Source organism: Arthrobacter terrae (genome assembly GCF_015708085.1).
Classification (GTDB): Bacteria; Actinomycetota; Actinomycetes; order Actinomycetales; family Micrococcaceae; genus Arthrobacter_M; species Arthrobacter_M terrae.
Genome location: NZ_JADNYM010000006.1, coordinates 71,158 through 95,700 on the forward strand (window position 1 = coordinate 71,158; position 24,543 = coordinate 95,700).

Here is a 24,543-nt window from a genome sequence, read left to right on the forward strand (position 1 = left end):
CGGCATTAGCGGCCTCCCTTCCCGGCAGTCCTATCCGTTAGTGCGCCGAAGCCGGGTAGCCTCCACAGCCCAGTTCGCGGCCATTGCGGCGAGCACTGAGGCGCCCAGGAGCGGCGCGGTGTAGGAGGTGAGCACCGCTACTGCGAGCAGGGCTGCTGAAATGATGCACAGCCAGGCAGGCAAGCCGCCGGTCATGGCCGTCAAGCCGTTCAGGATAGCCTCGATGATGTAGCGCAACAGGGTGAACAGCCCGAATAGCAGGACGCCGGCGGCGACGAAGTAGGCGCTCATCCGTTCCTCGCTGGCCTGCTGGACGGCCAGGGTCATAGGCTCCGGCTGCGGGTCGATGCTGAACCAGAGGCGCACGCAGAACACGCTGAATGCGAAGAAGGTGACGTAGTTGATGCCGGACCGAAGATCCCGTGCAGGTTCCGTAGGTGTGCTCATGCGGTGGTCTCTTTCGGTCGGTTCTGCCGGTTTTTAGGTCCGGCCATGGTGATGATGGCGTTGATTGCCGCCGCACTGTCGTGGCTTCCTGCCACCCAGCGGTCAGGGGTTCGGGAGAAGTCATCCTGGTCGGCGCGCACGGCGGCGACCGCGGCGCTCAGGACGCGAAGGGTAACCTCCTCGGCGACGTGCCGGGCATGATGGACAGCGAAGTAGGTGTACGAGCATCCTGGGTAGGATTTCCCGCATGTGCAGCCGAGGACGCCGGCGGTGATCTTTTCCCGGTGTGAGAGGACGACTTCACTGCTGGAGTCGAGCAGCCGCACAAAATCAAATGGTGACGCGGAAGCCGAGACATCCGCTTCTTGCTTGGATGGAAGGCGCGTGGAGTAGCCACCGGGACTCATTCCCAGGTCCTAAATCCAAGGATGCGGTGCTGCAGCGTCGGGCAGGATCTGTGGTGCTGTTCAGGCCTCATACCGGTACACATGCGTTGACGGTCCTCCCCCCCACCTGCTTGACGCTGGCTTCATTGGCCGTTCCTCGCCAGTTCGGTCTTGTCAGTTTCGTACAGCGAGGCGCACGCTGCACGGACAGCGTCCCGGTATCCAGGGTCAAGGACAGTGGCGCCGGAGCCTTCGGTGAGCAGCTCTTTGGTCAGTACCGGCAGGTAGGAGGCTATGGTGTCGATGACGGTGCGGATGCTTTCCCCGCGACCGAAGGCTACATGCTGTACAGCACGCATCGGTGCGACCCCCTGCTCCTGGTGCAGGTAATCCGCGTAGGCGTCCTGGCCTGTATTCGTCGCACGGTCTTCTGATACTGGGGTCAGGGCGAGGATCCGTGCAGCGCCGGGTCCGTCGAGGGAGTGCAGCTCGTCACGCATTTCGACAGTGTCCCGCAAGGTCCAGGTGTCCATCGTCGCGGAGATCCGGCCGAAGCCCGGGAGCATCCGGTCCCAAGCGGCTTCGCGTTTTTCCCAGTCACCTCGGGTGACACCCTCAGGGTAGGAGTCAGTGTTGTTCCAGTACCCGTATTCTTCAACCTCGGGCATTTCCTCGAAAGCGTCCAGGAGGACGCGGTTTTCGACGCGGGCGATGACCATACTGCGCCCGCTGCCGGGGTCGGTCCCGATGCTGAGTTCGAAGCGGTTCAGATCATAGGCGTAGTCGTAGACACTCATCTTGCTTTGCGCGTCGACCCATTCGCTGTAGGCGGTTTCGACGGCACCAGGCAAGATCGGCTCCCCGGCCAGCCAGCGTTCGTCCACACGTTTGGCGAGCGTCGCGGCCAGCAACTTGAGGTCTTCCTGGTCTCGGAGCGGGTCGATGATACTACGGACCTCGTGCTTGAAGGCGGTGAGGTCTGTGCCTTCAGCGAGGCGGAAACCGTTGTAAATTTTGGTGCTCATGAGGTCCTCCAGAACGGGTCGGGGTTTATGAACTCCATGTGTACGGAAAGCGCAGGAGCACTCCCCGCAGCCGGATCTGCAGCGGAGAGCGCCCGGCCAGCCAACTAACTTTCAAACCGGCTGCCACTGCTCATCAAGCGGCGGTGGCCAGGTGTGCGATCGGGTGCTGCTGCAGATCTGTCAAGTGGGTGCGGACGAGGGCGTCGACAGCGTGGAATCGGGTATCGCCGTGCTGCTTCACACCGGCGCCGACGCGGTCCGAGACCCAGGCGCGCAGGGCCGTCCCTGGTTTGAGCGTTCCGGTGACGGAACCGATCAGCTCACCATCAAGAAAAACGTCTGACGTCGTCAGGGATGCTATTCCTTCACCTGCCCTATGGTCAGGGCCAAGTGCCGCGGTATGGGTGCGCATCCAGGCAGGGCGGTTCAGCTTACCGGTGGTCACCGGTCTTAGGTTCATTTCAGGCATGACCGCAATGTGTGCGGCGGCCCCGGTTACCTTCACCGCGGTGCGTGCACCATGACGTTGTAACCCAAGTCGGTGAAGGCCCTCGTGGCACCGTCAATGTCCTGCTCCTCGATGAGCTGGACGGCAGCGGACAGCGCTTCCGGGTCTACGGAAGTTTCGGGGCTTCCCGGGGTCGGTCCCCCAAACAAAAGGCCGTAGAGCCGGGCACGGATCCAACGGCTTCCGGTGAGCGTCGGACGTGGCCAGGAGGCCGCAACAACCAGCCCGTGGCGAGGCAGGAAGTAGCGATGTTCAGAGCAGGGGGTCATACCTATAAACATGCGCTGATAAAGCGTTCAAACGGCACCACAGCGACCATGTCCAGAAGTGATTTTCGCTACATTTTAGTGTCCGCCCACCATCAAATCAGTACGCGCCCTGTCGCCCACCTCTTGGCGACGGCGATGTCGATCTTTGTGGCGACCGGTCCGTCCCGAAAAAACCGCGCGTACTCAGCTTCAGGGTCCTCTGCGTGCAGGGCTCATTCGCTGACAATCTGGTCGTAGGTGTCAACGATCCGGGGAGCTTCGGCCGTGGATTTGAGGGTGTCGGCTAGTGCCTGCAGCAGGTCCTCGCTGGTGTAGCGGATCACTTCATCAGGGTGGTGCGGTATCGCTGGCCTCCCGGTCTCGCCTGTGGTGGCGGCGTGTCTCACATCGTAGGGGTGGCCCCCGACCGCCAGGGGAAGTCGGAGGCGGCAGTACCTGGCTGAATGTAGACAGAAGGACGGAAATCGTAGGCTTCCTTTGGCCGCCGCCAAATGTTGGTGCGGCCGACCGTGACCCCGTCGCCGACTGCGACTTCGATGGCTGCACGGGCTTCGTCAAGTGTCTGGTGCGTCATGATCTCCGTGGCGCGCGTTTGAACACGGGTGGCGTAGTCCGGGGACTTTGCGGGGCGCGGCGGCCGTACCGGTTTGGGGGCGGCGGCGTCGATGAGGACCCACACTTCGCGGTCCTCGTCTAGGACCAGGGTCTCGTAGGATCCGGTCATGACCTCCCACACGGTTGCCGTCGAAAGGGCATCCTCGCACCCGGGCTCAACCCATTCGTTGACGGCGGCCTTCTCATAAATGTAACGCGGAGAGTAGGCCGGGCAGACGAGCGAGTCGATGGCGACTGCCTCGAGATCCGCTTCGGAGCGGACGATGCGGTACGGTTCCATGACTTCTTTCCGCTACCAGGGCAGCTGGGGTCTGAGGGTTCCCGCAGGCGGGCACTACCGACATGTGTGCGGCACCGCCCGGTTCCCTCTCCCGGTCAGCTTCTAATGCGGCGCCCGGCTCTTTCGGCAAAGGCATCCAAGGCGCCGAGCATTTCCGGAGCACGCCAAAATCGGCCTCTCTTGAATTTGTTGACGCCAACGATGACACCTGCCTCCTCGAGGGCATCAAGGGCACGTTTCTGACGCCTGTAGTCGAGCCCGAGTTTTGTCTCCAGGGTTTCAGAGTTGACCACCGGCTGCCGGGCCAGGAGGTCCAGGACCTGCCACACGGCGGAGTCTGCGCGGGCGCTGATCCGGCTGGCCCATCTTTCGGTGATGGCGACGACGTCCTCCGCGAGGCGGGCGCCGTTCTCGATGGCCAGGAATGACGCTTCGGCGGTCACTGTGATGATGGGCTCTGGGTCCCCTGCCCGGTAGGCGGTGAGTGCGTGATGGTAGGCGCTGACGTTGGTGAGCAGGCCGGCAGAGACCGGGACGGTGACGTTAGCTGCGACGCCGCGGTGTTTGAGCATGGCGTGCAGCAAGGCACGCCCTGTCCGTCCGTTGCCGTCGGTGAACGGGTGGATGGTTTCGAACTGGGCGTGCGCGATGGCGGACTGGATGATGGCGGGGACATCGGTGCGGCGGGCGTAGTCAGTGACGTCGTCGATCAGGACGGGGATGCGGGTGTGGTGTGGCGGGACAAATTCGGCACCAATCGGGCTGACAGTACTGGTGCCTATCCACACCTGTTCCTGACGCCAGCGGCCGGCTACGTCGTCGTCGCGGGTGCCTTCCATCAGGGCCCGGTGCATGTCCAGGATGCTGTTCGGGCTGAGATGGTCTGCGGCGGCGAGGGCACTCTCCATGGCCCGGACATTGCGGACCACCAGGGTGGCGTTCGTACGGTCCCTGACACCGAGCTCGGCTTCTCCCAGGCTCCGGGCGCTGGCGGTCAGGTTTTCGATCTGGGAAGACGCAGTGGACTCACTTCGAAGCAGCAAAGCTCCGAACGGCCGAAGATGCTCGCCGTAGCGTTCATCAAACCGGCTGATTTCCCGGGCGGCCTCCTCCGCCAATGTCACGACGGCGGGAGAGGGCAGATAGCTGGAACCGGCAATGAGCGGCGGAACGGACGCTTCATATGTCTGCCCTGTCATCCCGGACAGGTAGCCGGACGCACGGAAAGCATCTGTCGTGCCCGACCACTTGTAGGATTCGTACTCGGCAGCCGGCCACGCCCCGCGTTTGTCGAGCCTGATGCTGGGTTCGGCGTGTTCGACAGGTCCATAGGTGCCGTCGGGGTAGCGGGACTGTTTCACATCGTCCTAGCTGTCAGAATCGAAAGGCTGTTTCCTCATTTTAGGCGCTAAGTGTCACAATCGCGAGTGGATTCTGACACTTGGACGCACAAATGTCATGGCAGAGTCAGCGATGCTGCCACTTGATCAGGATGGAATCCTGTTTCACCAGGGCAACTGCGTTTTGGTGGTTCCCTGTGGAATGTTGTGGAGGACGACGTACTGGCTGGTGGCCGGGTCCAGCTGCAGAATCGCCATGTCCTCTTTTGCAGTGCCTCTATAGAGCTGGTTCGTGATGGCGGATTTGGCGTAACCGAGGCCGAAATGTGCTTTGCGCCGCGGGGAGCGGGACGGGACAATCGTGATGAACGCTCCCTGCTTAGGGAGCGGACTTTTCACGGCGGCCGCATCCCACAAAACCCACACCTCAGACTTTTCGGTGGGGCAGTGCATGGTGAGGATGGTCCAGGTTTCCCGTGCATCCCATTCGTGTGTCGACTCGAAGGTAGTGAAAAGGTCAGACCAGCATTTGCGGTAAGCAAGGCCTGGCTGGCGGACAGGGCAGACGATAGTGCTGACCGTCAGCGAGGTGAACTCTTCGAAGGTCGTGATGATGCGAAACGGTTCCATGGCCCTGATGTGTGCGGAAAGTCCCGTAGCCGTCACCCGGTGCAGGCAATATAGCAGCACTAGCATCTGGTCGGTCTGGACGGCACGACCGGCGCCTGACAGGGTATATGCATTCGTCACAGTGGCCCGAAGCCCCGTCAGCATCTGGAGGAACCAATGAGCAGTGTTGCTCGAATCACCGTATTATCCACGTCGCTCCTACTGCTGACAGCTTGTGCCCCAGCAATACAGGGTATGGAATCCTCTCAGGCGGTCTCGTCGCCACCGTCCGTCTCAGCATCACCGTCGGTCTCAACATCACCGTCATCCCCGGCAGTCGGAGCGGAGGCCCCGCAATCGGCGGTGGAAGCTGCCGGTCCCGCCACCGGATCGGATCTTCCCGTTGCGGCCTCTGCTGTTGCGGGGCCACTTACGGGCATGCCGAAGTCTGAGCCGTGTGTTGCGGCCCAGGAATTCCTGACAAAGTTCGACAGCGTGAATCTGACAGTCAACAACACGGCGAACAAGGTTCAGTCTGACGCGCAGGCCGGTGTCGTTGCGTGCGGTTTCACCAAGGCCGATCCTGCTTCCGTCTCATTCCAGGTTCTCGGTCTCGATCTTCGCACGACAGCCGGTCAGTCCTATGTCGCGCAGTGCGACCCGAAACGCGAATTTGCCCCCGGGTTCGGTGCCTTTTCTGATGCGAGGGTAGATTCACACGGGTGGTTCGCGTGGACAGGCACATCTGGGACCATGACGCAGGCATTTCTCTGCACAGATACCAGCTATCTTGGTGTCACAGCAATCGGCGAGCCGAATTTCACCGGAAAAGACGGCATCGAGCTGCTGCTTTCCGTCCTCGACTAAATCGACCCGAGGTCCTCCCTTAGACGGTAGAAATCACAGGGCGCAGGGCCAGGCCAAGACGCCCGCGGGCGGTGTTGGCTGTCACGTCGTTGATGTCATAGATCAGCTGCCATAGTGTCTGGCTGTCGGCTTCTGGGTCCTGGGCTGAGGCGAGGCCGGTACTGACGTCTGTACTTGCTGATGCGGTCGTGTTCGCGATGAGGTGTTCCATGGTCCTCATGTGTGCGGACGTATCACCCGCCATCACCGAGGCATGCCCGATGGTGGCATGGCTGCTCATGCCTGTCCCTCGAGCTGGATCGGGAAACGGCCCCCAGCTATGCGCAGACCCGAGCGGGGACGGGTATCCCGCCCCAACCGCACACGGGCTGCATTGGCGACCAGATCGTTACGGTCGTCCACCATGGTTTCAACCAGCGCTGCCGGCGCGGACTGGTTGTTGGCCACTCCGAGGCGCGCCATGAAGTCGTCCTGGTCACCGGCAAGCTCATCGAGAGTTGCCACCGAAGCACTGGGGTTGGCGGCCACGAATTCGCGGCACCAACCAGCGTCGGAGTCCATGTCACCACGGTTTCCGGGCAGGTGGATGAGGTCGTGTAGCTGCTCGGGTGAAGTGGCGGGATCCTGGGCTTCGTCGCGTGCTGTCGTCATGCCTCCTATGTGTGCGGCGGAAAGCGCACAGGTCACCAGTGGCCCTTGGACGGCTTGCGGATGATGCCCTGCTTCCAGTCTGACGGCGCAGTGGGGCCGCGGCGCGCGGCCCTGAGCTTGTGGAACTTCAGCTCCGTGGCGGCCGGCTGCAACTGGCCCATCAGATCGATGAACAGCTCGGCGGCCTCCTCCTGCGCGAGGTTTCCGGCGTAGCGTTCCCCGGTGACGTCGTTGAGGACGGCGTACCAGAGAGCCCGGGACGGGTGCCGGTCCATCGAGGTGTCACGGCGCAGGTCGCTCTGTATCAGGAAGCCGAAGAAGCCGTCGTCGATCTGGCTACGGCGGAGTTTCCTCAGCGCCAGTCGGCGGGAATGCTTTGCCCGGCTGGCGGCCCCACGCAGGTCAGCTGCGCCGATGGTCAGGGAGGCGGAGTCACCGCGGAACCGGAAGTAGAAATACCGGCGGCCGATGCGCCCGCACGCCTGGACGGGGATATTGCCGTAGAAGCCGGTGTCGAAGCGGATCTTCTGGTCGGCGTAGCGTGCCGTCAGGGTGGCAATCAAGTCTTCTTGTTCGGGCCGGACATTACGGTAGAGGATCGAGGCCATTGACTAGTCTTCAATGTGGTTCAACGCGGAGAGGTCGGCGTCAAACCGTTCCAGCCAGGACTTCTGGGTGTCAGTCAGCCCGGTGTCTTCGCCTTCGTCATCATCGGCGGGGCCGAAAATGACGGCTTCTCCGTTGATGTAGTCATCGGCGCGGATCGCTTCGGCCCAGCAGCAGAGCACGGTGGCGCGCAGGTTGGTCGGCAGTCCGTCCAGTTTCCCGGTTTCGTTGACATACATGTTCATCGAATATGTGCGCAGGCCGACGACCTGGAAGTAGCCGTCCACGAGTTCGTTCAGTGACTCTCCGGGTTCGATGTCGTCGAAGCGGATCGGTTGACTGTTGTCGGCCGGGATGATGGCTGCCAGCATGGGGTGCTCCTTGATCGGGTGACTGTTCTGTTGCCTCCCATGTGTGCGGCGCAGCCCGTACCGCTCCCCCGGGGCCTCCTAAAGCCCCGCGCTTGCGCCAGTGCCTTCCGCGGGACGGTATTCAGGCCTGGGGTGACCGGTAAGGGTCAATAACGAGTCGAAGGCGGCCGTCCTTGATCGCACAGGCGAGTTCCGCGGGCTCAAGTGCCGCAGCAGCCAGATGTCCGCCCTTGCATTGGTTGCCGGCCCACAAGGCGAGCAATGCGTGGTTCAGCGACGCGTTGTCTCCGCGTCTTTTCGCCATCGTCGCTGTCCGGACCTGCAGCCGGCCAGCCAGACGGCCCAGCAGCCACTCCGCGGAGGTTATAGGTACAACACCGGTGGCAGCGATCCGATGGCGGTAGGCACGAAACTTGGTGATCATGAGGACACAGCTTTCTGAGATGAGGGAAAAGATAACGGGACGTGGTGCCTGCGGAAAATGATTCGTCCGGCTGGTACCACACTGGTGTTGTACTTTTATGTTTGTGCTATTGGATGCGCTCCCAAGGGCCGGGTGCGGGAACGGGTCGGCGGACGATGCTGTAATCTCCGGAGGCCTTCAGGACCGGGACCGCCTCCAGGGCGACACGGGCGGCGTCCAGACTGCCGTGCCGGACAACGTCCTGCGGCCGGGGAATGAACTGGAGCCCGTATTCGAAGGACGGTTCCTCATGCCCGGTGAACTTTTCGTGGAATTCATCCTGGGTCAGTACTTCGAACCGTCCGGTCCGGTCGCCGTCCTCGTCAGTTTCTTCGACAAAGTAGGCGCCTTCCAGCACGATGGCGTCCCGGATGAAGTTTTTATGGTGACGGCGGTACGTGCCGTTGGAATCGGGGTAGTTATCGGTGGTGCGGGTGAAGTAGTTGACGTCTTTGACTGTGTCCAGGACGGTGACACGGTGCAAGACGGGACGACGGTGCTTGAAGGTGGCGCCTAATGTGCTCATAGCTCTCATGTGTGCGGGGGCGACTCTTCCGCTCTCCGCGCCGGCACAAAGAAAGCCCCTGTAGTCGACAGGGCCTTTCAATCGGAAGGCGATTAGCCGGCCAAGCCAATCAGATCCTAAGTGTCAGGTTCGGACAATGCGGCCATCCGGCGGGTGATCGTGCGGATCAGGAGCATCGAGGCGACGGCGAGGAATACCCCGGTTGCAAGGGCCAGCCACAGTGGGCCGCCAAGGCTCAATACAAGGAAGCCGGGGATGCTGAACAAGGCCAAAACGACTAGGAGCGCGGCGCCGATCCGCTCGACGATGAGGAAGGTTGTCATGGAGTTCTTTCCGATGGGCGTTGCGGTTTCACCACGCCATGTGTGCGGCATTACGGACCCCTCTGCCCGTGTCCTTTTCAGAGGCTGGGTTTGCACTCCCCTGTGCCGAGCATGGCCAGGCCGGTGAGGTCGCCGGCGCCGAAGTCGTGGACCTGATCGGTAATTGTGGCCGCCATCAGCTGGGTCGGGTCAGGGACATGATCCAGACCGACGACGTGGGCGAGCTCGTGTTTTACGACGGCGGTGATTGTCCCGAATCCGCCGGGTGCGCGCGCCATGGTCCCCAGCTCGGCTGCATTGAGCCTGACTTGACCGGTGACATAGGTGGGGTCTTTGTCATCGACGGTGACCGCTGTGCTCCCGCCTAGTCCCAGCGTGGTTTCGGTTCCGGGGAGCAGATTTTCGGTGAACTTGCTCTGCTCTGGCTGACTTTCCCAGGCGAACAGGACTGGGGCCCAACGGTTTCCGTACCGTTCGGGCTGGAAGTCGGGGCGGTCTGCTGAGGGGGCCTCGTTGGTGAGTCCGTCGTTGATGAAGACGAACCCGGTGGCCCGGGACACGGCCGCGACAGCGTCGGCGATTGCCTGGTCTCCGCCGGCAGGTGCATTTGTGGGTCGCACGACATAGTGGATGGGGCGGCACGGATCGTAGGAGACGTACGGCTGGTCCGTTCCGGCTGACATGAACGCGTAGGAATTGCTTTTCGTGGTTACGGGCACCGGGGTGCCGAGCCGGTGATCTGTTTCATCCACCCCGGGCGGCGGCGTTTGCCCATCGGTGGAACCTGCGTCGGACGGTTTGATTCCGGCGTAGACGGGGGCCACCGGGCTGGTCAGGTTGCCGGTGATGCCGGAGGCGCCCAGCAGCCGGCCGGCCTCGCTGGTGATCCCGGGAGCCAGGTAGCCCAGAGCGACCCAGGCGACTGCAATAAACAAGGCGGTCAGTGTGAGGAGCTTGGTGAAACGCCACAGCCCGCCAAAGAAGTTGCCGACGAATCGTTTGAGGGCGCGAAAGAGGCGTTTTCCCGGTGACGGGTAGCGGGTAGAAGGTGGCACATAGGTTTGGTTGTTGACGACCCCCGGGGTGCCCTCCCAGTTGTGAATTGGCCGTTCGTGGGCACGCCAGGAGGTGTCCGGTCCAACCTGTGCGGCTGTCTCGTCGCTAGCCCATTGTGGGACACGTTCTGAAGGTGAACTTCTCAGACCCGGGCCAGGGGCTGCGGGTGGCTCCGGTCGCTCCTTAGCCCTGACTTGGGCCTCCAGTAAGGCGCGCGCTGCTTCGTCTTGCCACCGCAGTTCCCGTCCGGTCGGAGGCGCACCGGAGGCGAGGAGTTGTTCATCCATTAGTCCTCTCCGCCCGAGGAGTCAGATTCGGTATGCGGGAAGCCGAGCTGGCGGGCCGCGTCCAGGGCAGCCTTCACTCCGGCCTCATAGGTGTCGGGGCGGCCTGCGCGCTGGTGCCCCAGCAGACCGTAGACTGCTGCGGAGTATTCTCGGTGGATCGTGGCGCGGGCCTGCGTCAGTTCCTGCTCGGCGAGCATGCGCAGCTCATGCGGGGTCTGTTGGGCGGACCGGCAGAACGTGAGCAGGTAGCGCTCATGGTTTTCTTTGTCGATGAGTGTGAACTCAAGGTAGTTCTCCGCGTCAGGGTTCGCCTCGAAGGCTGCTTTGATGACGGGAAGGAAATTGGAGCCGACGGACTCCGGCGTCAGGGTTTTGATGCCTTCCGGACCCAAAGCGAGCACATCCAGATCGGACTCATCCGGTTCGACCCGAAGGTCTGCTGCCCGAGCGTCATCGACGTCCACCCGCGCTGTGTTATCGATCCGGAAGATCACCTGTTTGGTGAGCGGGTCGGTGTTGGTGGCCAGGTGCGAACCGGGCCACGCCGCGTCGATCAGGGCTCCAAGGGTCAGCAGGACACTGGATTTCAGCGGTGTGGCGATCTTGATGTCGATCGTGGTGTCAGGGGCAGATGCAGTCATGCCACCTATGTGTGCGGCATGGCCGGTCCCGCTTCACATCCGGTGCTTCCGCTGTCAGTTCCGGGTTTCTTCCAGCCAGATCCGGTGGACGAACCCGCCGCGGGCGGCGGTCTTGGCACGGGCAGCGGTAATGACCTGTTCAAGGGTGTGCCCCGTGCTGGCGGCAAGGGCCTTCACCACGTCCAGCAGGTCGGCGAGCTCCCCGAGCTGGTCTGACGGAGTGGCTGTGCGCAGTTCCTCTGATTCCTCGGCCAGCTTCGCATGCAGGGCAGCACGGTACTCCGTCTGGTTCAGGACCCTGGTGACGGCGGCGCCGCCGTTGGCGTTGATGATGGACGGGATCAGATCCTGGACGAGCTTGCGGTGCTGGACGGCGACGCTCATGAGACCTTCTTCCACGGCTTTTTAGCGGCCGGGGATGGCTTCATGACGGGGAAGAGATGGTGGACGTCGGAAATCCCGGTGAGCTCGGACAGACGAACTGCCAGATGTGCTGCAGCGGCAGCGTCCTCCCCGGCGTCGTGGTGTTGCAGCGGGGGAAGTCCGAGGCGGTCGACAAGCATGTTGAGCCGGAAAGGCCCCTGATCCGGGATGTGCAGCTGTGCCGCACGCTGGGTGCAGTAGTACGTGAAGTCGGGCAGTTCCAAGCCGGCGGCCTCGGTGGTCTGACGGATCATGGACCGCTCGGCGGTGACGTTATGGGCCACCAGGGGCAGGTCACCGGCGAAAGACTGAAGCCGCGGCAGCATCAAATCCCAACCGTCCGCGCCGTCAATCATGCGGCGGGTGATGTGGTGGACAGCTATTTGCCGGTCGCCGAAATTCTGGTGCCCCGGCGGGGGCATGACGAAATGCGTATGGGTTTTCCCCAGCACCCCGTCACGGACTTTGACGAGACCGATCTGGCAGATGGAGGCATGTTTGGGGTTCGCCAGTTCGAAATCGATTGCGACGAAATCCAGGCCGGGGATCACAGACCCGCAGCCGCTTCCAGGTCCGCAAGCTTGCCGGGCTCATCATCCAGGACCGCCTGGACCATTCCCACGGTCAGGACTGGCGCATCGTCACCGTGGCGGTCACCGATGCGGACGGCGAATTCACGCAGCCGGGACACAATGTCGTGGGATTCGAGCAGCTGGTCATTGGTAAGTACAGACGAGGCCATGGAAGAAGCTCCTGGGTAGAAGATTTGGTGCGAGCCCCCGGAGGTGGGTGGTCACTCCGGGGGCCCGTTGAATGTCATGTGTGCGGCGATCCTGAAAAGTGACACCGGGGACACGCTAGACCTTGGCCGGGGCCTTTCCGGCCGCAGCGTCCTCGAGTTCAAGGACGAGGTGTTCAGCCTTCGCCACGTCTCCGCTCCACGAGGCCTTGGCGGCCAGCGCCCTGGTCCGGATGGCGACGGAATCGGAATCCCGGGCAGCGGAGTCCGCGATGATGAGGTGTTTTTTGTGGGGACGGTGAAGGTTCTGGTCAAGGACCGCGGCGACGGCTTCACGCGCTCGATCGTCGTACGCCGTTCCATGCCCGGACTGGATTGTTGTCAGTGCGGTCTGGATCCGCCGCAGATCACCCCTCCGATCATCGCGCGGGACAGGCACGAGGCGCTGCGCAAGGGCGGCGGTCGTCTCGTCATAGGACTTTTGCCGGCGGCTGATGTACTTGTGGGACACTACGATTGTGAGCACCCAGGCCAGAATCAGGCCAAGCACCCACGAGAGCTGGATAAGGTTATGTTCCACCAGTGCATCCAGCACGGAGATCATGCCAAAGGCCATCGGGAACAACCCCAGGAAAATGCTGGTGGCCAAGCAAGCCAGGATCGTTTTGATGCGGTTGTCGTTGGTGCTGAAGGCGTCAAGCTGGCCCGGCGTGACGTCCCTGTCAATGTACGTCTCGCTGTCTTGCAGGGCAAAGAGTCCGCCGTGGAACTGCGGTACTTCGACGAAAACACTGTACGGGCGCGCAATGGCGCTGGAAATAGTCATGGGCCTCATGTGTGGGGCAGCCGGGTTCTTCCTTCCCAGCTGCCCCACAGATCACACGAGCACCGGGCCGCCCTTTGCGGCGATGTCAAGATCGAGCATGAGCTGACCTGTCAGGATGTCGTCTGCGGTGAGCAGTTCCGCCGGCACCGGGGTCAGGACCGGTGGGGTCCAAAAGTCCACGGTGAGACCGTAGTGGTCTGATGCCGGGTAGCCGTAGCGTGTCGTGTCTGTGAAAGACCTTTGCATGGCGACCGGGCAGCCGGGCCGGCCATACGCCCATCCATACGTCCAGACGTAGTCGATGCGCCGGTCCGGAAGCATCTCCGGGAATTCGATGCCGACACCGCGGGCTGTCTTCTGTGCCCAAAAGTTGCCCGCGTCCACAGTGGTCGCCTCGTTCGGGTTTCCGACGGTAGCGAACGCTTCAGTCCAGAAGGTGTAGCCGCCGTCGGTGCCGGCGCCCTGGCCGTTTAGGTAGCGGTTGGTGTCGCTGCCGGGGAGGGTGTTGAAATCTCCCGCAAGAACAGCGACCGGGTGGCGGTCTTTGTATTTGTCCATGAGCGCCCGGACCCGTGCGTCGATGACTGTCAGCTGGGTGAGCCTGGTGCCTTCCTGGTCCCCGCCCCATGCCAGATGCGCGGAAATGATGATCAGGGACTGTCCGGTATCTGTTCGCAGGACGGCGTAGTCCGCCAAGGTGAGCTGGCAGTCCGGTGTACCGAACACGATGGCACCGGATTCAACGAGCGGGAGCACGGACAGGACAGCGTTCCCGGACAGGCCGCCGTTTTTCCGGGGATGCTGGCCGTGGGCGGCAACGACCCTCAGGCTGGTCACTGCCGCAATGGATTCCAGCTGCGGCGACGTTCCGTCCTCATCGAAGCGGACCTCCTGAAGGCACACCACGGCCGGGCGGAGCGCGACAAGTTCATCACAGATCAGCCTGGTGCGGCGCTCCACTTCCTCCGCCGCGTGGAAGATGTTCAGCGTCGTGACCCGCAGCAGGTGTTCAGCGGGGATCCGGGCGACTATCGAGTTCACTGGGCATCTCCGGTCCGGTAGGTGTCTTCCGTGAACGCCCACGGTGTCGCTTCGCGGATCCATTTTGTCTGGACTTTTCTGGTCTGCGCTGCGTCGTACGTGTCCCGGAATTTCTGCCCGGCAGTCCACAGGTCAGCGGTGTCAGTGTACTGGCCGGCCTCATCGACCGGAATCCCGGCTCGGGTCATCTCCCCCAGTTTGTCCGGGGTGATGCCGGCTTCGATGATGTCGGCGTGGATGGCCAGGATGCTCTGGTTACGGTCCAGGTCCCAGTTGGCGGTGGAATGGACGGCACCCGTCCAGGCCTTTAGCTGGTCCGGTTCGCTGATTCCGGCCTTGGCGAGCCGGCCGATGGCCTGGGCATCGACGACTGTGATGTCTTTCCTGGTGGCATTTTTGTAGACGGCCATCTGCTCGCCGGTGGCATGTTTGCGGGCTTTGATGAGCGTGCGGATGTCCGTGGTTCCCATCGCACGGCTGGCGTCTTTTACGTCCGCGCCCTTGGTGTAGCCGGCGCTGTGCAGCTTCCGGAAGTCAACCAGATCAGTGCCGACACCGGCCCCTGCCAGGGACCTGATGACTGCCGGCGGCAAACCGGCGGCATCCATTTCCACAGCGCTGAACCTGTCGCATGCCCTGGCCCCATAGGTTTTCAGATGGTGGCCGGTGATGCCCCGGTCAGCGAGCCCCACGATATGCATGGCATTGCGCTTAGCTTCCGGGAGGGTGTCCCGGAGTGCTTTGAGGTCTTCAAGTCCGTGGTCGGTGGCTTCGATAAGGCCGCGGTCCCCGATTTTCAGGGCGATGGCTTCCCCGGCACGGGCCGCTTTGTCTTCCCCGAGCAGGGCCACGGTTCTGACGTATGCGTCGGCCCGGCTGGCATGGTTGGCTCCGAGGACCCCGTCAAGCTCAGTTACTGGTGCATTCAGGTAGGCGTCCTTCTCCCAGGCTGACCACTGGTGCTCGTTGGTTTTCAGTTGCCCCAAGACCTGAAGCCGTTCCGGGTCAACTCCGTTGCGGATGACAGAGCTGACGCCGCTGAAGCGTTTCATGGCTTCCCCGGCGACTTCGTTCACGCTCGTGTAACCCAGCCCGGCAAGCTGGTCGCATTCCTCGGGTTTGAGACCACCGTAGGAGCTGATCCTGTTGAACTCCGAAGCCGGGTTGTACCGGGAGTCCATGCACTGCAGCAGCAGCTCCCGACCGCCGGGTGTGGAGGTAGCGGTCACCTGGTCTTCCAACGCCGGGATGATGCCAGGGCCGATACTGGACGCCGCATGGGCGATCACCGTGTCGGGGGACAGTCCTGCTTGTGCTTCGTCCCTCAACGTAAGGTCCGGCTCGCCGTGCGCGGTGGCAGCGAACTGGCCACCGACGGGGATGCCTTTAGGCTGTCTGGTCAAAGACGTCTGTGTCATGGTGTTCTCCTGATTACTTTCGGGCGGCGCGGGCGGACGCGGCTGCCTTGCGTTTGGCTGCTTCGGATTCGCGGAACTCGCGCCAGCTGTCCGTTTCGATTTCGGCACGGCCCCAATATGCGGTCTGAAAATAGTCAGATTGCGAATCGATGTCACTCTGGTTATAGGAATTAGTGATGGCATCTACGCGTGCCTGCAGTTCTTTGGCTTCCCGGCTCTGCGCGTAACCGCCGTTATGGTCCGTTTCCATATAGTCGAGCCGGTCCGCATCGGAAACCCCCTGAACGGTGACGTTAATGGACTGGCCGCCGGAGTATTTATCGTTGGTGACCGAATACTTCAGCCCGGCGGGGAGATAGTTGGCGTCCGTGGCCGCCTTCAGTTCGACCCGGATGTCTTTGCAGATGTCGGTTGCGTCCCGGTAGCCGGTGTACTTGGAGCCTGTGGAGAGGACGCCTTGCTGGTAGCCGGGCTGATGTTTCACCAGGGGCGGGACGTAACCGTCTTTGAGTTGTCCTCCGGGGTGCCGGGCGGTGTCTGCGGCTGCGGCTTCGGCGACGACTGCTTGCCAGTCACCACCCCTGGACCTGGCATCCACTGCCTGATTGAAGTAGCTGTAGGCTTCCTCGACCTGCAGATGAGGGACAAGATCGCTGAAAGTCTCGCAATGGTAATCAATTTCACCGTCGGAGACGCCGATGCTCCGCTCGACCTCCCATTCAAGGTCTGGGATCAGTTTCGGGCTTTGGAAGTGCGCCATGCGAAGCGACTCCGGGACGTCCCGGTTTGAGGTGAGTGCGGCATGCCGTCCAAGGCTGACGGACGGCTCGGCGTGCGCGGTGGCGGCGAACTGGCCGCCGACAGTCACACCCTTGGGCTGGCGGTTCATGGGGATCACGGTCATACCTGATGTGTGTGCGGCTGCAGGAAAAACAGTGCAGGCCGGACAGTTCCGGTGGGATCTGTCAGAAGGGGCACCCTTCCCTGGTGATGTCTTCGCTGATGTCCGCACACATCAGGTTCGACAGAACAACTGCGTTGAAGGAGATCACCATGGCTGCCCCCAAGACTTACACCGTTGTTGAAGCCGACTTTTATGACCAGCAGGAAGGGCTGAAAATTGGTGTCCAGGTGGAGGCAGTTCCGGCAGCCACGGCGGACCAGTTGCTCATCACCCAGATCATCGGCGCTGACTTCCCGCTGGATGAACCGATTGCTGTCTTCACCAAACAGCTCGCTGCCGTATAGCTGCGCTCCTCTTTTGAGGCCCAAAACAGGTCTGACCTGCGGAAATGTTCTGCGGGCCGGTTGCGCTGCAGTTAATTGATCCGTTAATCTAATCCTGTGTCGGGAGTGGCGTTGGGTGACGTCGTGAAGCCGGGCCGGGTGTCTGAGTAACACCGGGGCCGGCTTCTCACCGAACTGGTGCAGGAATGCGGAAAGCCGGACGTGTCGAGGCCAATCTCCACGTCCGGCTTTTTCGTGTGTGAACTACGCTCCTGAACATGCGTAGATTTACTCGGTGGCGGCTGCCAGCGCTTCGTCCAGAATCATCTGGCTATAGGGCAGGCCGGCAGTTTTCCGCAGACTTTCGATCTGGTACGGGTACATCATCTCCGAATTATCGCGCAAGTACCGGCGGGCGATGTCGGCCGGGGTTTCCTGCAACACAGCACCGGACACCAAAGGACGAACAAGCATAGACGCGTCGGCTCCGGCCAGGTGCAGGTCCAGGACGAACCCGTCAGGGCCCTCAACGTGCAGGTCCACGGCCCCCCGGTTGGCGACGCAGGCTTCGCCCGCGTCCAGGTCTTCACTCAGCCCCGTCACCGTGACGGTGTAACCGGTCAAGGTCGTTGCGGTCCCCGTATCGAGAACATCGCGCCTCACAGGATCAACCCCTCAAGGGTGTCAGGAACCGTGAAGCCGGCCAGGATTTCGTCCGGGGCCTCCTCGGCGGTGAGCGCCTTGGCGTTCAGCTGGGTCAGGATCGAGGGCAGGGCACTCCAGATCACCGGCAGGAAAGCCTGCCTCATCTGCTCCAGTTGGGCGGGGCCGATATTTTCTATCTGGATGGAGCCGGTCAGTTTGCGGTCTTCCAGATAATTGAAAATCGTTTCTTCAAGAATGGTGGCCATGTCCAGGTTTTCGCGTTTCTTCATCATGGCTGATATGTGTGCGGCCAGGCACTGTTCCCTCCCCGCTCAGCTGTGCAGGCCCAGTTCCTCGACCTTGGTGGTCCAGTCGGTACCATCAGTGCGGATGACGAGCCGGTAGGTTCCGGGTATGACGGATATTTCTGTGGTGCCTTGGGCTGCGGCGTCTTTGAGCAGCAGTGACACGGCCTGGGCTGTGGTGTCGCTGTCTTTTTGCAGGTATGCGTAAGCGGGCCCCGGGAAGTTGTAAGTGAGTCGGAGCCTGTCCCCTGTCACCTGCAGGACAGCCGGGGCAGTCGTCCCTTTGATGTCTGCCAATGTCGCCCAGGTCCGGACGGGGACAGGTTTCGGGAAGAAAGTCTCTTGGATAGTGTCAGTTGCAGCCGTTACGACGGGGGTCGCGGCGTTCGCGGCCGTGACAGTGAGACCGGCGAACAGCGCCATGGTCAGGGCCCATGCCATAGCCCGGTGTTTTTTCGCACCAGTGACATGGCGACCGTCCTTGTCGCAGGTACGCCCCCTGAGGATGGTGATGATGTCGGCGATCCACCAGATGCCTGCACCGCCGGCGGTGGCCAGCTTAAAAAGGCCGGTGACGGGCTTCCCCAGGTAGAACCGGTCCGCGCCAAAGAATCCTGCGAACACTGACAAGGCCAGAACAGGGCGGAAGTCCCGGGGAGCTGGCAACGGTACCGGGAAGGGTCCGTACGATGTGATCATGAGTTCGCTTCCACCCACCTCAAAGGGTGAATCCATCAGTACCCCGGCGTCTTCGCGGGCGGCCAGCTCCTCAGCCCAGGCGAGCAGCTGGGAACGGGTCGATGGTCCTTCAGGTTTCAGGCTCTCATCCATCGCTGCGAGCAGAGCTGCTTCCATTTCCGCGGACAATTCGAGGGGATCCATGTCGTCATCCACCCAGATGTCGGGAACCTGTTCCTCAGCTGCGGCGGCTTCCCGTGCCAGGCGCAGGGACCGGCGGGTCGGAAAGGCAACCACGAGTTCGTTACCCGGGGCCGGCCCGGTATGAGAGAGGTCGTTGTTGACCTCGGCGCGGAGGGCGAGCCGATCTCGTTTGAGCTGGACGGGCACCGGTGGGTTGTCGGTGCTGAACCGGTCCGCTGGTACGAGCGGCGCAGGTGGTGGGAAACCGATCTGAGGATGGGTCGACCCGGTGACGCACGCGTCATCGAAATCCAGGTATGGCAGCTCCAGGCCCGCCTGGGCCGGAACCTGTCCAGTGATCTCAAGACTTTCGAAATCGTCTGTGATGAAACCGGTAAATGGCTGGTCCGTGCCCAAAGTTAGCGTCATAAGACCTCATGTGTGCGGAGACGCAGAAGACTCTCACCGGGTACGCAAAAGGGCCCGGACAGTTCCCCCGCCCGGGTCCTTTTGCCGTTATCTAGCGGAAGCTCTGCTGGTGGTTCAGGACGGAGGCGACGTATTCCTTCGTATCGTCGTACATGCCGATGTGCATGACCGAGTACTGGCCCTGGTAGTAGGAGGCGATGGCAATCTCCGTGCTCGGGCTGGTGCGCACGAGTGCGGCGATGATGGAGACACCGGCGGTGACGTTGTCTTGGGCATCATGCAGGTCCAGGGACCGGCCGGCGAGCTGGGAGGCCCACTCACCGGAGCTCGGCATGACCTGCATGGTGCCGATCGCACCGGCGGAGGAGGTGACGTTCTGCCGGAACCCGGATTCCTGCAGGGCGAATGCCAATGCCAAGGACGGGTCGATTCCCATGCTGCGGGCGGTGTTCGCGACCATGCCCTGCAGTTGCGCCGATGACAGACCAGACGACCGGACAGCGGCGGGCGCCGGGGCGGCAACGGGTGCGGCGGCAGTAGCTGGCGCTGTGGAGCCAATCAGGATCGATTGCCCAGGGTAGATGATCGTCTGCAGGCTCATACCGTTACCGGCGAGCACCGAGGAGAGGCTCACAGCGTAGCTGGCTGCAATCCGGGACAGTGTGTCCCCCGGTTTGACGATGTGGGAGATTACTGAGGACAGCGGTGTGATGCTGGTGATTGCCGGTGCTACCTGGGCGGGCGATGTCGCTGCGGGAGCGGTTGCTGCGCTCAGGAGGATCTCCTGACCGGGGTAAATGATCGAGTTCATTTGCAGTTTGTTGGCCGCGAGGACCGAGGCAAGGCTGACACTGTTTCGTGCCGCAATCGCGCTGAGGGTGTCCCCTCCTTTCACGACAACACTGGCCTGTGCTGTAGGAGCAGCCGCGGCGGGCGCCGGCGCGGGGACAGCAGCTGGTGCCGGGGACGCAGGCCCGACATTGATCATCTGACCGGGGTAGATGATGGTGCGCATGTTCATGTTGTTGGCCGCGAAAACGGCAGCGAGGCTGACGCCATGCTTCGCCGCGATTCCGCCCAACGTGTCGCCGGAGCGGACGGTGTAGGTTCCTGTGGAGACCTGCATGGGTGCATGGTACGCGGTGGGGGCTGCGGCGTGCGCGGAAGTCCCGCTGATCAGGGTGGACAGGACGACGGCCGACAAGGCGGCGCCGGCGGTGACGGTGGTACTCAGGCGGCGTGCAGGTTTGCTCATGAAAGATCCTCAATCGTGGCGGCCGGCCGTCCCGTGTCGGGTCCGGCGGCCAGGGCAGTGAAAAACCACCGGCGGACAAATTCGACGGTGGTCTGGGCACGGTGCACCGGAAGCCACGAAGGCCGCCCCGGGTCACCTCACGGTATGTGTGCGGGATACGCGATTGCCCTCACCGTGTCATTCTTCACCCCCGGTTTCACCCCGGTCACTCCGCTACTGGCCGGCCGAAACAGCAGCCGGTGCGTGAATCAGACGGCGCCCCGGCGGGTGAGGCGGTCGGCCACGTACGTCGCGTACAGTTCCCTGCTTGTCGGCAAAATGATCAGCTGGACGGTCACAATGAGGGCCACAGCGGCCCAGTAGGATGCTGTGGAGTTTCCTTCCACGGAACCGATTTTCTCCAACCAGGGCAGGATCAGACCATCCAGAAAATGTGTCAGTGGGAAGTGCAGGATCAGCAGGATGCCTGAGGCCAGGAACCGTGCCTGGTTGATGAAGATCCCGCCGGCACGGGCGCACACGAACAAGGAGATGGCCGAAATGATCACCATAATGGAACCCACGACGACGGTCAGAACGGGGTAAAGCAAAAGAGTCCTCCAGGTCTGGTGCGGTCACTGGGGAACATGCGTAGACGTCATTTGGAGAAGATGTTCACCGGTGCGGTGTGCGGGCCCGACCCGTCAGCGGGGTCGACAGCAACGAGTGTGTAGGGGCCGGTGACGGTGCCCTCCGGCGGTGTGATGGCCGTGTCGATCCGCCCCTTCGCGTCGGCTACGGCATGAACCGGGGCACCGACCGGGGTTCCCCCGGCGGATGTCAGCTCCACGGTCACCGCGGCGCCGGCTGTCCAGCCCCCGCCGGTGATCTTCCATTCCTGGCCGGCCATCATCGTTATATGTTCGGCGGTGACCCGCTCCGTGTAGGCCTTAGCTTCGAGCTGCTCCTTCGCCTTCACCATGGCGTCCACCGGCACGGCCGCCTGGCCCGCGTTGCCCTGTGCTGCCTGCTCGACGACAACCCCGGTGAGTGCCTCTGCCGCGCAGCCGGTTGTCAGCAAGGCGCTGGCCAGCATGACGGCGATGAACATGGTTTTCCTCATTGGGGTGGCCTTTCGTTGCATTCACCGGGCGGTGTCTCCGTAACGAAACATGCGTAGAGACCGTCCGCGCCGGCCGGGCACCGCTGATGCTGGGCGCTACCGTGCCACCATGCACGTCCGTATCCGGGAACTGGATTCTGCCAGGCCCAGGCGTCCTTCCGCGACCCCGACAACCAGGTCGAAAGCGTCATTCGTACCGAAGTTGTGCCGGTAGCCGTTGATCCACAGGAACAGGACCATCAGCGTCCAGGACGTGCGCTTGTTGCCGTCCACGAGCGGGTGGTTGCGGACAGCCGATTCGAGTAGGACGGCAGCTTTGAGCTCCAGGGGGCCGAAGGCGTCCTGTCCCATGACCGTGGTGGCCGGCCGGGTAACAGCGGACGCCAGTAGACCCTCGTCGCGGACGAAGAATCCGTACCGGCCCAGGAAGTGCTTGGCCTCATCAACGCTCAGGTACGAGGTCAAGCGTCCGCCAGCCGCTGCAGCAGGTCCGCATCGTGGTCCAGGACGAACTGGAACCCAGCCTCGAGGTCCGTCTTCCGGGCGGCATTATCGGGCCCGGACGTATCAGCTGTCACCGGTTCAACTCCCATTTTCTCTGCCTGACCGGCGGTGCCGGTGCTTTTGATCGGACGCATCCGGGGCAAAACTGTTCACGGAAATACCTCTGCGTGCTTTATGTGTGCGGACACGCACGAAAGCCGCGCCGCACGGGATGCACGGCACGGCTTCGGAGCGTCGAACTGTCGCGTCTACGAGGTCAGGTTAAGTAGCCAGTCCCGCAGTTTCCAGGTGCTGATGCAGTCGTAGTGGTTGTAATCTTTGATCGCCGCGAAAATGTCTTTGGCGACGCGATCCTGACCTTTGTCGACTGCGTCCCGGTAGACGCTGTACTGGACCATGGAGTCCACGGCGTTGGTGACCCCGATCCGGCCGGCCGGCATGTAGAGCGGTTCGAGTTTCTTGATGCTGAACGAACGGTCCGAGATCCGTACGGAGCCTTTTACTGTCTCGTAAAGGTCGAACATCACCCCGGCTTCGATGAGTTCTTCCACTTCGGCTTCCATGACCCCGTACCGTTTGGCGAGTTTCCGCAGCGCACTCACCTCATACGGGGCGTAATGGTAGATGTGCAGGTCCGGGTGAGTGGCCCGGCGTTCAGTGACGTGGTCGATGAAGTCGATGAGCGCCTGCCGCTCCTCCGCTAAAGAGTGTGCGGTGAACACGATAAATTCGTGTCCGTCCGGGATGTGTTCGAGCAGGCCGAAAAGGTACTCGATCCCCCATTGTCCGGTCACCGGGTCCTGCCAGAGCGGGTCTCCTTCGAAGTCGAAGAAGATGTCGCCCGGGCTCGGCTGTGGCAGGCCTATCAGTGCGGGGTTGTCCAGGACCTTGTAGGAGACGCCGTTGAGCGTCCCGTCAATGTCCCCGGTCCCGGTCTGCAATCGAGCCTGTTCCTGCAGCTCAGCCCACAGCGGGTCCATTTTGAGACCGACGTCGGGAAGGTCTGCGGCAGCGAACATGGACATCGTTTTGATGCCGGCGCGCATGAGTTTAGCGCGGCGCGACTTGTTCATGCGCCGGACCAGCATGAGGTCATCGGCGGCGTCCATCTCGGCTTTGCAGTCAGCGCACTTCAGGCACGTCGTCCAGCGCGGGTCGCCCCAAGATGACGGCAACGATGCGAGACGATGCGCTTCCAGGACGGCCCTGAGCCGGTCACGAGCGGCGTTGAAGACCGGGACGGATTCCGGCAGCGGGTGGCTGGTCGTCTCGTCGCTGCCCAGGATCAGGTGCCCGTCGGTGTGAACCGGGATGCCGGCGTTCCGGAGCTGGTCGGCGTACGCGGCCAACTGCATCAGCGCCCCGGCCTTGGCACTGCGGGCCAGCTTGGTGTCGAACACGGCGTAGGTGCCGTCCTCCTGGAGAATCAGGAAGTCTGCCCTGCCGTGGAATCCGGCATCGAAGAAGCAGCCCTGGTAGATGACTTCGTAACCTTCCTGGAGGGCCTGGATGGTCTCCCTGTGCCGGGCCTGGAGGCCGGCGCGGTCGAACGTGCGCGGCGGCGGGACCTCGTACACGCGGGAGGGCCCGAACTCGTCCCGGAGCAGACCAAGGACTTTGGCTTCATGTTTGTCGCCCAGGGCCGCGGTCAGGGTCCCCATCGCGTCTTCTTCCAGGACCGGTGCGGGGATCCGGCCCAGCCGGACATCGAGGTTGCGGACGGCTGCGAACTCGCAGACGGAACCGGCGACGATGTCGCTGGCGGACAGGATCAGGTCGTCCGGTGCTTTCCGGTCAGGGTTGGGTAGGAAAAACATGTATGCCTCCGGTACGTCGATACTGCTCTGTCAATGATCATGCGTAGACCCGCGCGCTTCCGGGAGGTGCGGCCTGTCAGGGGCCGGGGGCTGGCTAGGCGTCAAAGACGGTCGTCAAGGCGATCAGGATGATGCCGAGTCCGGAAAGGACGAGCCCGCCAAGCATCGGGGTCACCAGCGGGAGGGCTACAAACACTGCAACGTAGGCCAGGACGCTGATGGCCGCGAACGCCATTGATAGGGCAGGGATGCGCAGGTCTTTGCGGGTGTGCCAGATGATCTGGGCACTGCCAGTGATGACACTGCACAGGGCTGCAAAACCGAGCAGGAAACCCAGCCAGGTGAAGCGCGGGCCCAGCAGCGTGGCCATCGAGTTCAGGGCCACCGCGGCGCTGCCGCCCCAGAAGCCGACGGTGATGGAGACGAGGCCGGCAAAAATCCGCAGCACGGACTGCGCCTTTGAAGTCCGTGCCGGGAGCAGGGTGGGCGCCTCGGTATGGTGGTCACCGGTCACCGTCAGGACCGGCGGGAAGACTGCCGGGGGATGGATGTACTCGCTCATGTCGAACCCTTTCCGCCGCCGGCAGCGTGACGTGCCGGTCGAGGCAAATGCTACGGGCAGGGTGCGACATCTGGCTGCCGGACCGGCCCCGCACCGGATTACAGTGCGGGACCGTACCG

36 protein-coding genes are annotated in these 24,543 nt (G+C 62.6%); 2 read left to right on the top strand and 34 right to left on the bottom strand.

Features of this window, described 5'->3' with window-relative positions; genetic code table 11:
• Positions 1 to 30: 30 nt before the first annotated feature.
• The 8 genes from IV500_RS05705 to IV500_RS05740 form a co-directional block, all read right to left on the bottom strand.
• The gene (locus IV500_RS05705; RefSeq protein WP_196395870.1) at positions 31 to 447 is read right to left on the bottom strand and encodes a hypothetical protein; all 417 of its coding nucleotides are present in this window, start codon (positions 445 to 447) and stop codon (positions 31 to 33) included.
• A complete protein-coding gene (locus tag IV500_RS05710; protein WP_196395871.1) occupies positions 444 to 854 on the bottom strand; it encodes a hypothetical protein in 411 nt (136 codons plus the stop codon). Before IV500_RS05710 ends, IV500_RS05705 begins: the two co-directional genes overlap by 4 nt.
• 122 nt (positions 855 to 976) lie before the next feature.
• Complete coding sequence (locus tag IV500_RS05715; RefSeq protein ID WP_196395872.1) at positions 977 to 1,858, bottom strand: hypothetical protein; 882 nt, start codon at positions 1,856 to 1,858, stop codon at positions 977 to 979.
• Between the two features lie 133 nt (positions 1,859 to 1,991).
• Positions 1,992 to 2,327 (bottom strand): general stress protein, encoded by a 336-nt coding sequence (locus IV500_RS05720; protein WP_196395873.1) that lies wholly within the window; start codon positions 2,325 to 2,327, stop codon positions 1,992 to 1,994.
• Between the two features lie 32 nt (positions 2,328 to 2,359).
• A complete protein-coding gene (locus IV500_RS05725; protein ID WP_230854563.1) occupies positions 2,360 to 2,635 on the bottom strand; it encodes a hypothetical protein in 276 nt (91 codons plus the stop codon).
• 382 nt (positions 2,636 to 3,017) lie between these two features.
• Positions 3,018 to 3,530 (bottom strand): hypothetical protein, encoded by a 513-nt coding sequence (locus tag IV500_RS05730; RefSeq protein ID WP_196395875.1) that lies wholly within the window; start codon positions 3,528 to 3,530, stop codon positions 3,018 to 3,020.
• 95 nt (positions 3,531 to 3,625) lie between these two features.
• Complete coding sequence (locus IV500_RS05735) at positions 3,626 to 4,891, bottom strand: Fic family protein (protein ID WP_312875840.1); 1,266 nt, start codon at positions 4,889 to 4,891, stop codon at positions 3,626 to 3,628.
• 144 nt (positions 4,892 to 5,035) lie between these two features.
• Complete coding sequence (locus IV500_RS05740) at positions 5,036 to 5,500, bottom strand: hypothetical protein (protein ID WP_196395876.1); 465 nt, start codon at positions 5,498 to 5,500, stop codon at positions 5,036 to 5,038.
• A 417-nt stretch (positions 5,501 to 5,917) separates the two neighbouring features.
• Between IV500_RS05740 and IV500_RS05745 the strand changes: the two genes are divergently transcribed.
• A complete protein-coding gene (locus IV500_RS05745) occupies positions 5,918 to 6,346 on the top strand; it encodes a hypothetical protein (RefSeq protein ID WP_196395877.1) in 429 nt (142 codons plus the stop codon).
• A 19-nt stretch (positions 6,347 to 6,365) separates the two neighbouring features.
• On the opposite strand, the gene IV500_RS05750 is transcribed toward IV500_RS05745, so the two are convergent.
• The 16 genes from IV500_RS05750 to IV500_RS05825 form a co-directional block, all read right to left on the bottom strand.
• Entirely contained in the window at positions 6,366 to 6,626 is a 261-nt protein-coding gene (locus IV500_RS05750) for a hypothetical protein (RefSeq protein WP_196395878.1), read from the bottom strand.
• Positions 6,623 to 6,997, bottom strand: a complete 375-nt coding sequence (locus IV500_RS05755) for a hypothetical protein (protein ID WP_196395879.1) — start codon at positions 6,995 to 6,997, stop codon at positions 6,623 to 6,625. The genes IV500_RS05750 and IV500_RS05755 overlap by 4 nt, the downstream gene beginning before the upstream one ends.
• A 32-nt stretch (positions 6,998 to 7,029) precedes the next feature.
• Entirely contained in the window at positions 7,030 to 7,605 is a 576-nt protein-coding gene (locus IV500_RS05760; RefSeq protein ID WP_196395880.1) for a hypothetical protein, read from the bottom strand.
• Positions 7,606 to 7,608: 3 nt separating this feature from the next.
• The gene (locus IV500_RS05765) at positions 7,609 to 7,974 is read right to left on the bottom strand and encodes a DUF3846 domain-containing protein (RefSeq protein WP_196395881.1); all 366 of its coding nucleotides are present in this window, start codon (positions 7,972 to 7,974) and stop codon (positions 7,609 to 7,611) included.
• Positions 7,975 to 8,095: 121 nt separating this feature from the next.
• Complete coding sequence (locus tag IV500_RS05770; RefSeq protein ID WP_196395882.1) at positions 8,096 to 8,398, bottom strand: hypothetical protein; 303 nt, start codon at positions 8,396 to 8,398, stop codon at positions 8,096 to 8,098.
• Positions 8,399 to 8,504: 106 nt separating this feature from the next.
• Complete coding sequence (locus IV500_RS05775; RefSeq protein WP_196395883.1) at positions 8,505 to 8,963, bottom strand: hypothetical protein; 459 nt, start codon at positions 8,961 to 8,963, stop codon at positions 8,505 to 8,507.
• Positions 8,964 to 9,079: 116 nt separating this feature from the next.
• Positions 9,080 to 9,286, bottom strand: coding sequence for a hypothetical protein (locus IV500_RS05780; RefSeq protein WP_196395884.1), 207 nt, complete (start codon positions 9,284 to 9,286; stop codon positions 9,080 to 9,082).
• Positions 9,287 to 9,363: 77 nt separating this feature from the next.
• On the bottom strand, positions 9,364 to 10,341 hold the full coding sequence (locus IV500_RS22115) for a matrixin family metalloprotease (protein ID WP_312875841.1): 978 nt from the start codon (positions 10,339 to 10,341) through the stop codon (positions 9,364 to 9,366).
• Positions 10,342 to 10,628: 287 nt separating this feature from the next.
• Entirely contained in the window at positions 10,629 to 11,270 is a 642-nt protein-coding gene (locus IV500_RS05790) for a hypothetical protein (RefSeq protein WP_196395886.1), read from the bottom strand.
• Positions 11,271 to 11,324: 54 nt separating this feature from the next.
• Positions 11,325 to 11,654 carry a nucleoside triphosphate pyrophosphohydrolase gene (locus tag IV500_RS05795; RefSeq protein WP_196395887.1) on the bottom strand — a complete coding sequence of 110 codons (330 nt, stop codon included), beginning with the start codon at positions 11,652 to 11,654 and terminating at the stop codon, positions 11,325 to 11,327.
• Positions 11,651 to 12,244 carry an exonuclease domain-containing protein gene (locus IV500_RS05800; protein WP_196395888.1) on the bottom strand — a complete coding sequence of 198 codons (594 nt, stop codon included), beginning with the start codon at positions 12,242 to 12,244 and terminating at the stop codon, positions 11,651 to 11,653. The genes IV500_RS05795 and IV500_RS05800 overlap by 4 nt, the downstream gene beginning before the upstream one ends.
• Positions 12,241 to 12,435: a hypothetical protein gene (locus IV500_RS05805; protein WP_196395889.1), complete on the bottom strand. Its 195-nt coding sequence runs from the start codon at positions 12,433 to 12,435 to the stop codon at positions 12,241 to 12,243. The genes IV500_RS05800 and IV500_RS05805 overlap by 4 nt, the downstream gene beginning before the upstream one ends.
• Before the next feature lie 115 nt (positions 12,436 to 12,550).
• Positions 12,551 to 13,258: a hypothetical protein gene (locus IV500_RS05810; protein ID WP_196395890.1), complete on the bottom strand. Its 708-nt coding sequence runs from the start codon at positions 13,256 to 13,258 to the stop codon at positions 12,551 to 12,553.
• A gap of 51 nt (positions 13,259 to 13,309) precedes the next feature.
• Positions 13,310 to 14,299 carry an endonuclease/exonuclease/phosphatase family protein gene (locus IV500_RS05815; RefSeq protein WP_196395891.1) on the bottom strand — a complete coding sequence of 330 codons (990 nt, stop codon included), beginning with the start codon at positions 14,297 to 14,299 and terminating at the stop codon, positions 13,310 to 13,312.
• On the bottom strand, positions 14,296 to 15,717 hold the full coding sequence (locus IV500_RS05820) for a hypothetical protein (RefSeq protein WP_196395892.1): 1,422 nt from the start codon (positions 15,715 to 15,717) through the stop codon (positions 14,296 to 14,298). Before IV500_RS05820 ends, IV500_RS05815 begins: the two co-directional genes overlap by 4 nt.
• A 13-nt stretch (positions 15,718 to 15,730) precedes the next feature.
• Positions 15,731 to 16,621 carry a hypothetical protein gene (locus IV500_RS05825; protein WP_196395893.1) on the bottom strand — a complete coding sequence of 297 codons (891 nt, stop codon included), beginning with the start codon at positions 16,619 to 16,621 and terminating at the stop codon, positions 15,731 to 15,733.
• A gap of 149 nt (positions 16,622 to 16,770) precedes the next feature.
• Between IV500_RS05825 and IV500_RS05830 the strand changes: the two genes are divergently transcribed.
• Entirely contained in the window at positions 16,771 to 16,965 is a 195-nt protein-coding gene (locus IV500_RS05830) for a hypothetical protein (RefSeq protein ID WP_196395894.1), read from the top strand.
• A gap of 267 nt (positions 16,966 to 17,232) precedes the next feature.
• On the opposite strand, the gene IV500_RS05835 is transcribed toward IV500_RS05830, so the two are convergent.
• The 10 genes from IV500_RS05835 to IV500_RS05880 all read right to left on the bottom strand — a co-directional run bounded on the left by IV500_RS05835 (position 17,233) and on the right by IV500_RS05880 (position 24,424).
• Positions 17,233 to 17,607, bottom strand: a complete 375-nt coding sequence (locus IV500_RS05835; RefSeq protein WP_196395895.1) for a hypothetical protein — start codon at positions 17,605 to 17,607, stop codon at positions 17,233 to 17,235.
• Positions 17,604 to 17,882, bottom strand: a complete 279-nt coding sequence (locus tag IV500_RS05840; protein ID WP_196395896.1) for a hypothetical protein — start codon at positions 17,880 to 17,882, stop codon at positions 17,604 to 17,606. Before IV500_RS05840 ends, IV500_RS05835 begins: the two co-directional genes overlap by 4 nt.
• A 39-nt stretch (positions 17,883 to 17,921) precedes the next feature.
• Positions 17,922 to 19,184, bottom strand: a complete 1,263-nt coding sequence (locus IV500_RS05845) for a TM2 domain-containing protein (RefSeq protein ID WP_196395897.1) — start codon at positions 19,182 to 19,184, stop codon at positions 17,922 to 17,924.
• 91 nt (positions 19,185 to 19,275) lie between these two features.
• Entirely contained in the window at positions 19,276 to 20,439 is a 1,164-nt protein-coding gene (locus IV500_RS05850) for a LysM peptidoglycan-binding domain-containing protein (protein ID WP_196395898.1), read from the bottom strand.
• A gap of 248 nt (positions 20,440 to 20,687) precedes the next feature.
• Entirely contained in the window at positions 20,688 to 21,029 is a 342-nt protein-coding gene (locus IV500_RS05855; protein WP_196395899.1) for a hypothetical protein, read from the bottom strand.
• A 47-nt stretch (positions 21,030 to 21,076) separates the two neighbouring features.
• Complete coding sequence (locus tag IV500_RS05860; RefSeq protein WP_196395900.1) at positions 21,077 to 21,541, bottom strand: hypothetical protein; 465 nt, start codon at positions 21,539 to 21,541, stop codon at positions 21,077 to 21,079.
• Between the two features lie 96 nt (positions 21,542 to 21,637).
• Positions 21,638 to 22,006 (bottom strand): type II toxin-antitoxin system death-on-curing family toxin, encoded by a 369-nt coding sequence (locus IV500_RS05865; RefSeq protein WP_196395901.1) that lies wholly within the window; start codon positions 22,004 to 22,006, stop codon positions 21,638 to 21,640.
• Positions 22,003 to 22,179 (bottom strand): hypothetical protein, encoded by a 177-nt coding sequence (locus IV500_RS05870; RefSeq protein WP_196395902.1) that lies wholly within the window; start codon positions 22,177 to 22,179, stop codon positions 22,003 to 22,005. Before IV500_RS05870 ends, IV500_RS05865 begins: the two co-directional genes overlap by 4 nt.
• A 114-nt stretch (positions 22,180 to 22,293) precedes the next feature.
• Entirely contained in the window at positions 22,294 to 23,862 is a 1,569-nt protein-coding gene (locus IV500_RS05875) for a TM0106 family RecB-like putative nuclease (protein ID WP_196395903.1), read from the bottom strand.
• A gap of 94 nt (positions 23,863 to 23,956) precedes the next feature.
• The gene (locus IV500_RS05880) at positions 23,957 to 24,424 is read right to left on the bottom strand and encodes a hypothetical protein (protein WP_196395904.1); all 468 of its coding nucleotides are present in this window, start codon (positions 24,422 to 24,424) and stop codon (positions 23,957 to 23,959) included.
• Between the last annotated feature and the right edge of the window lie 119 nt (positions 24,425 to 24,543).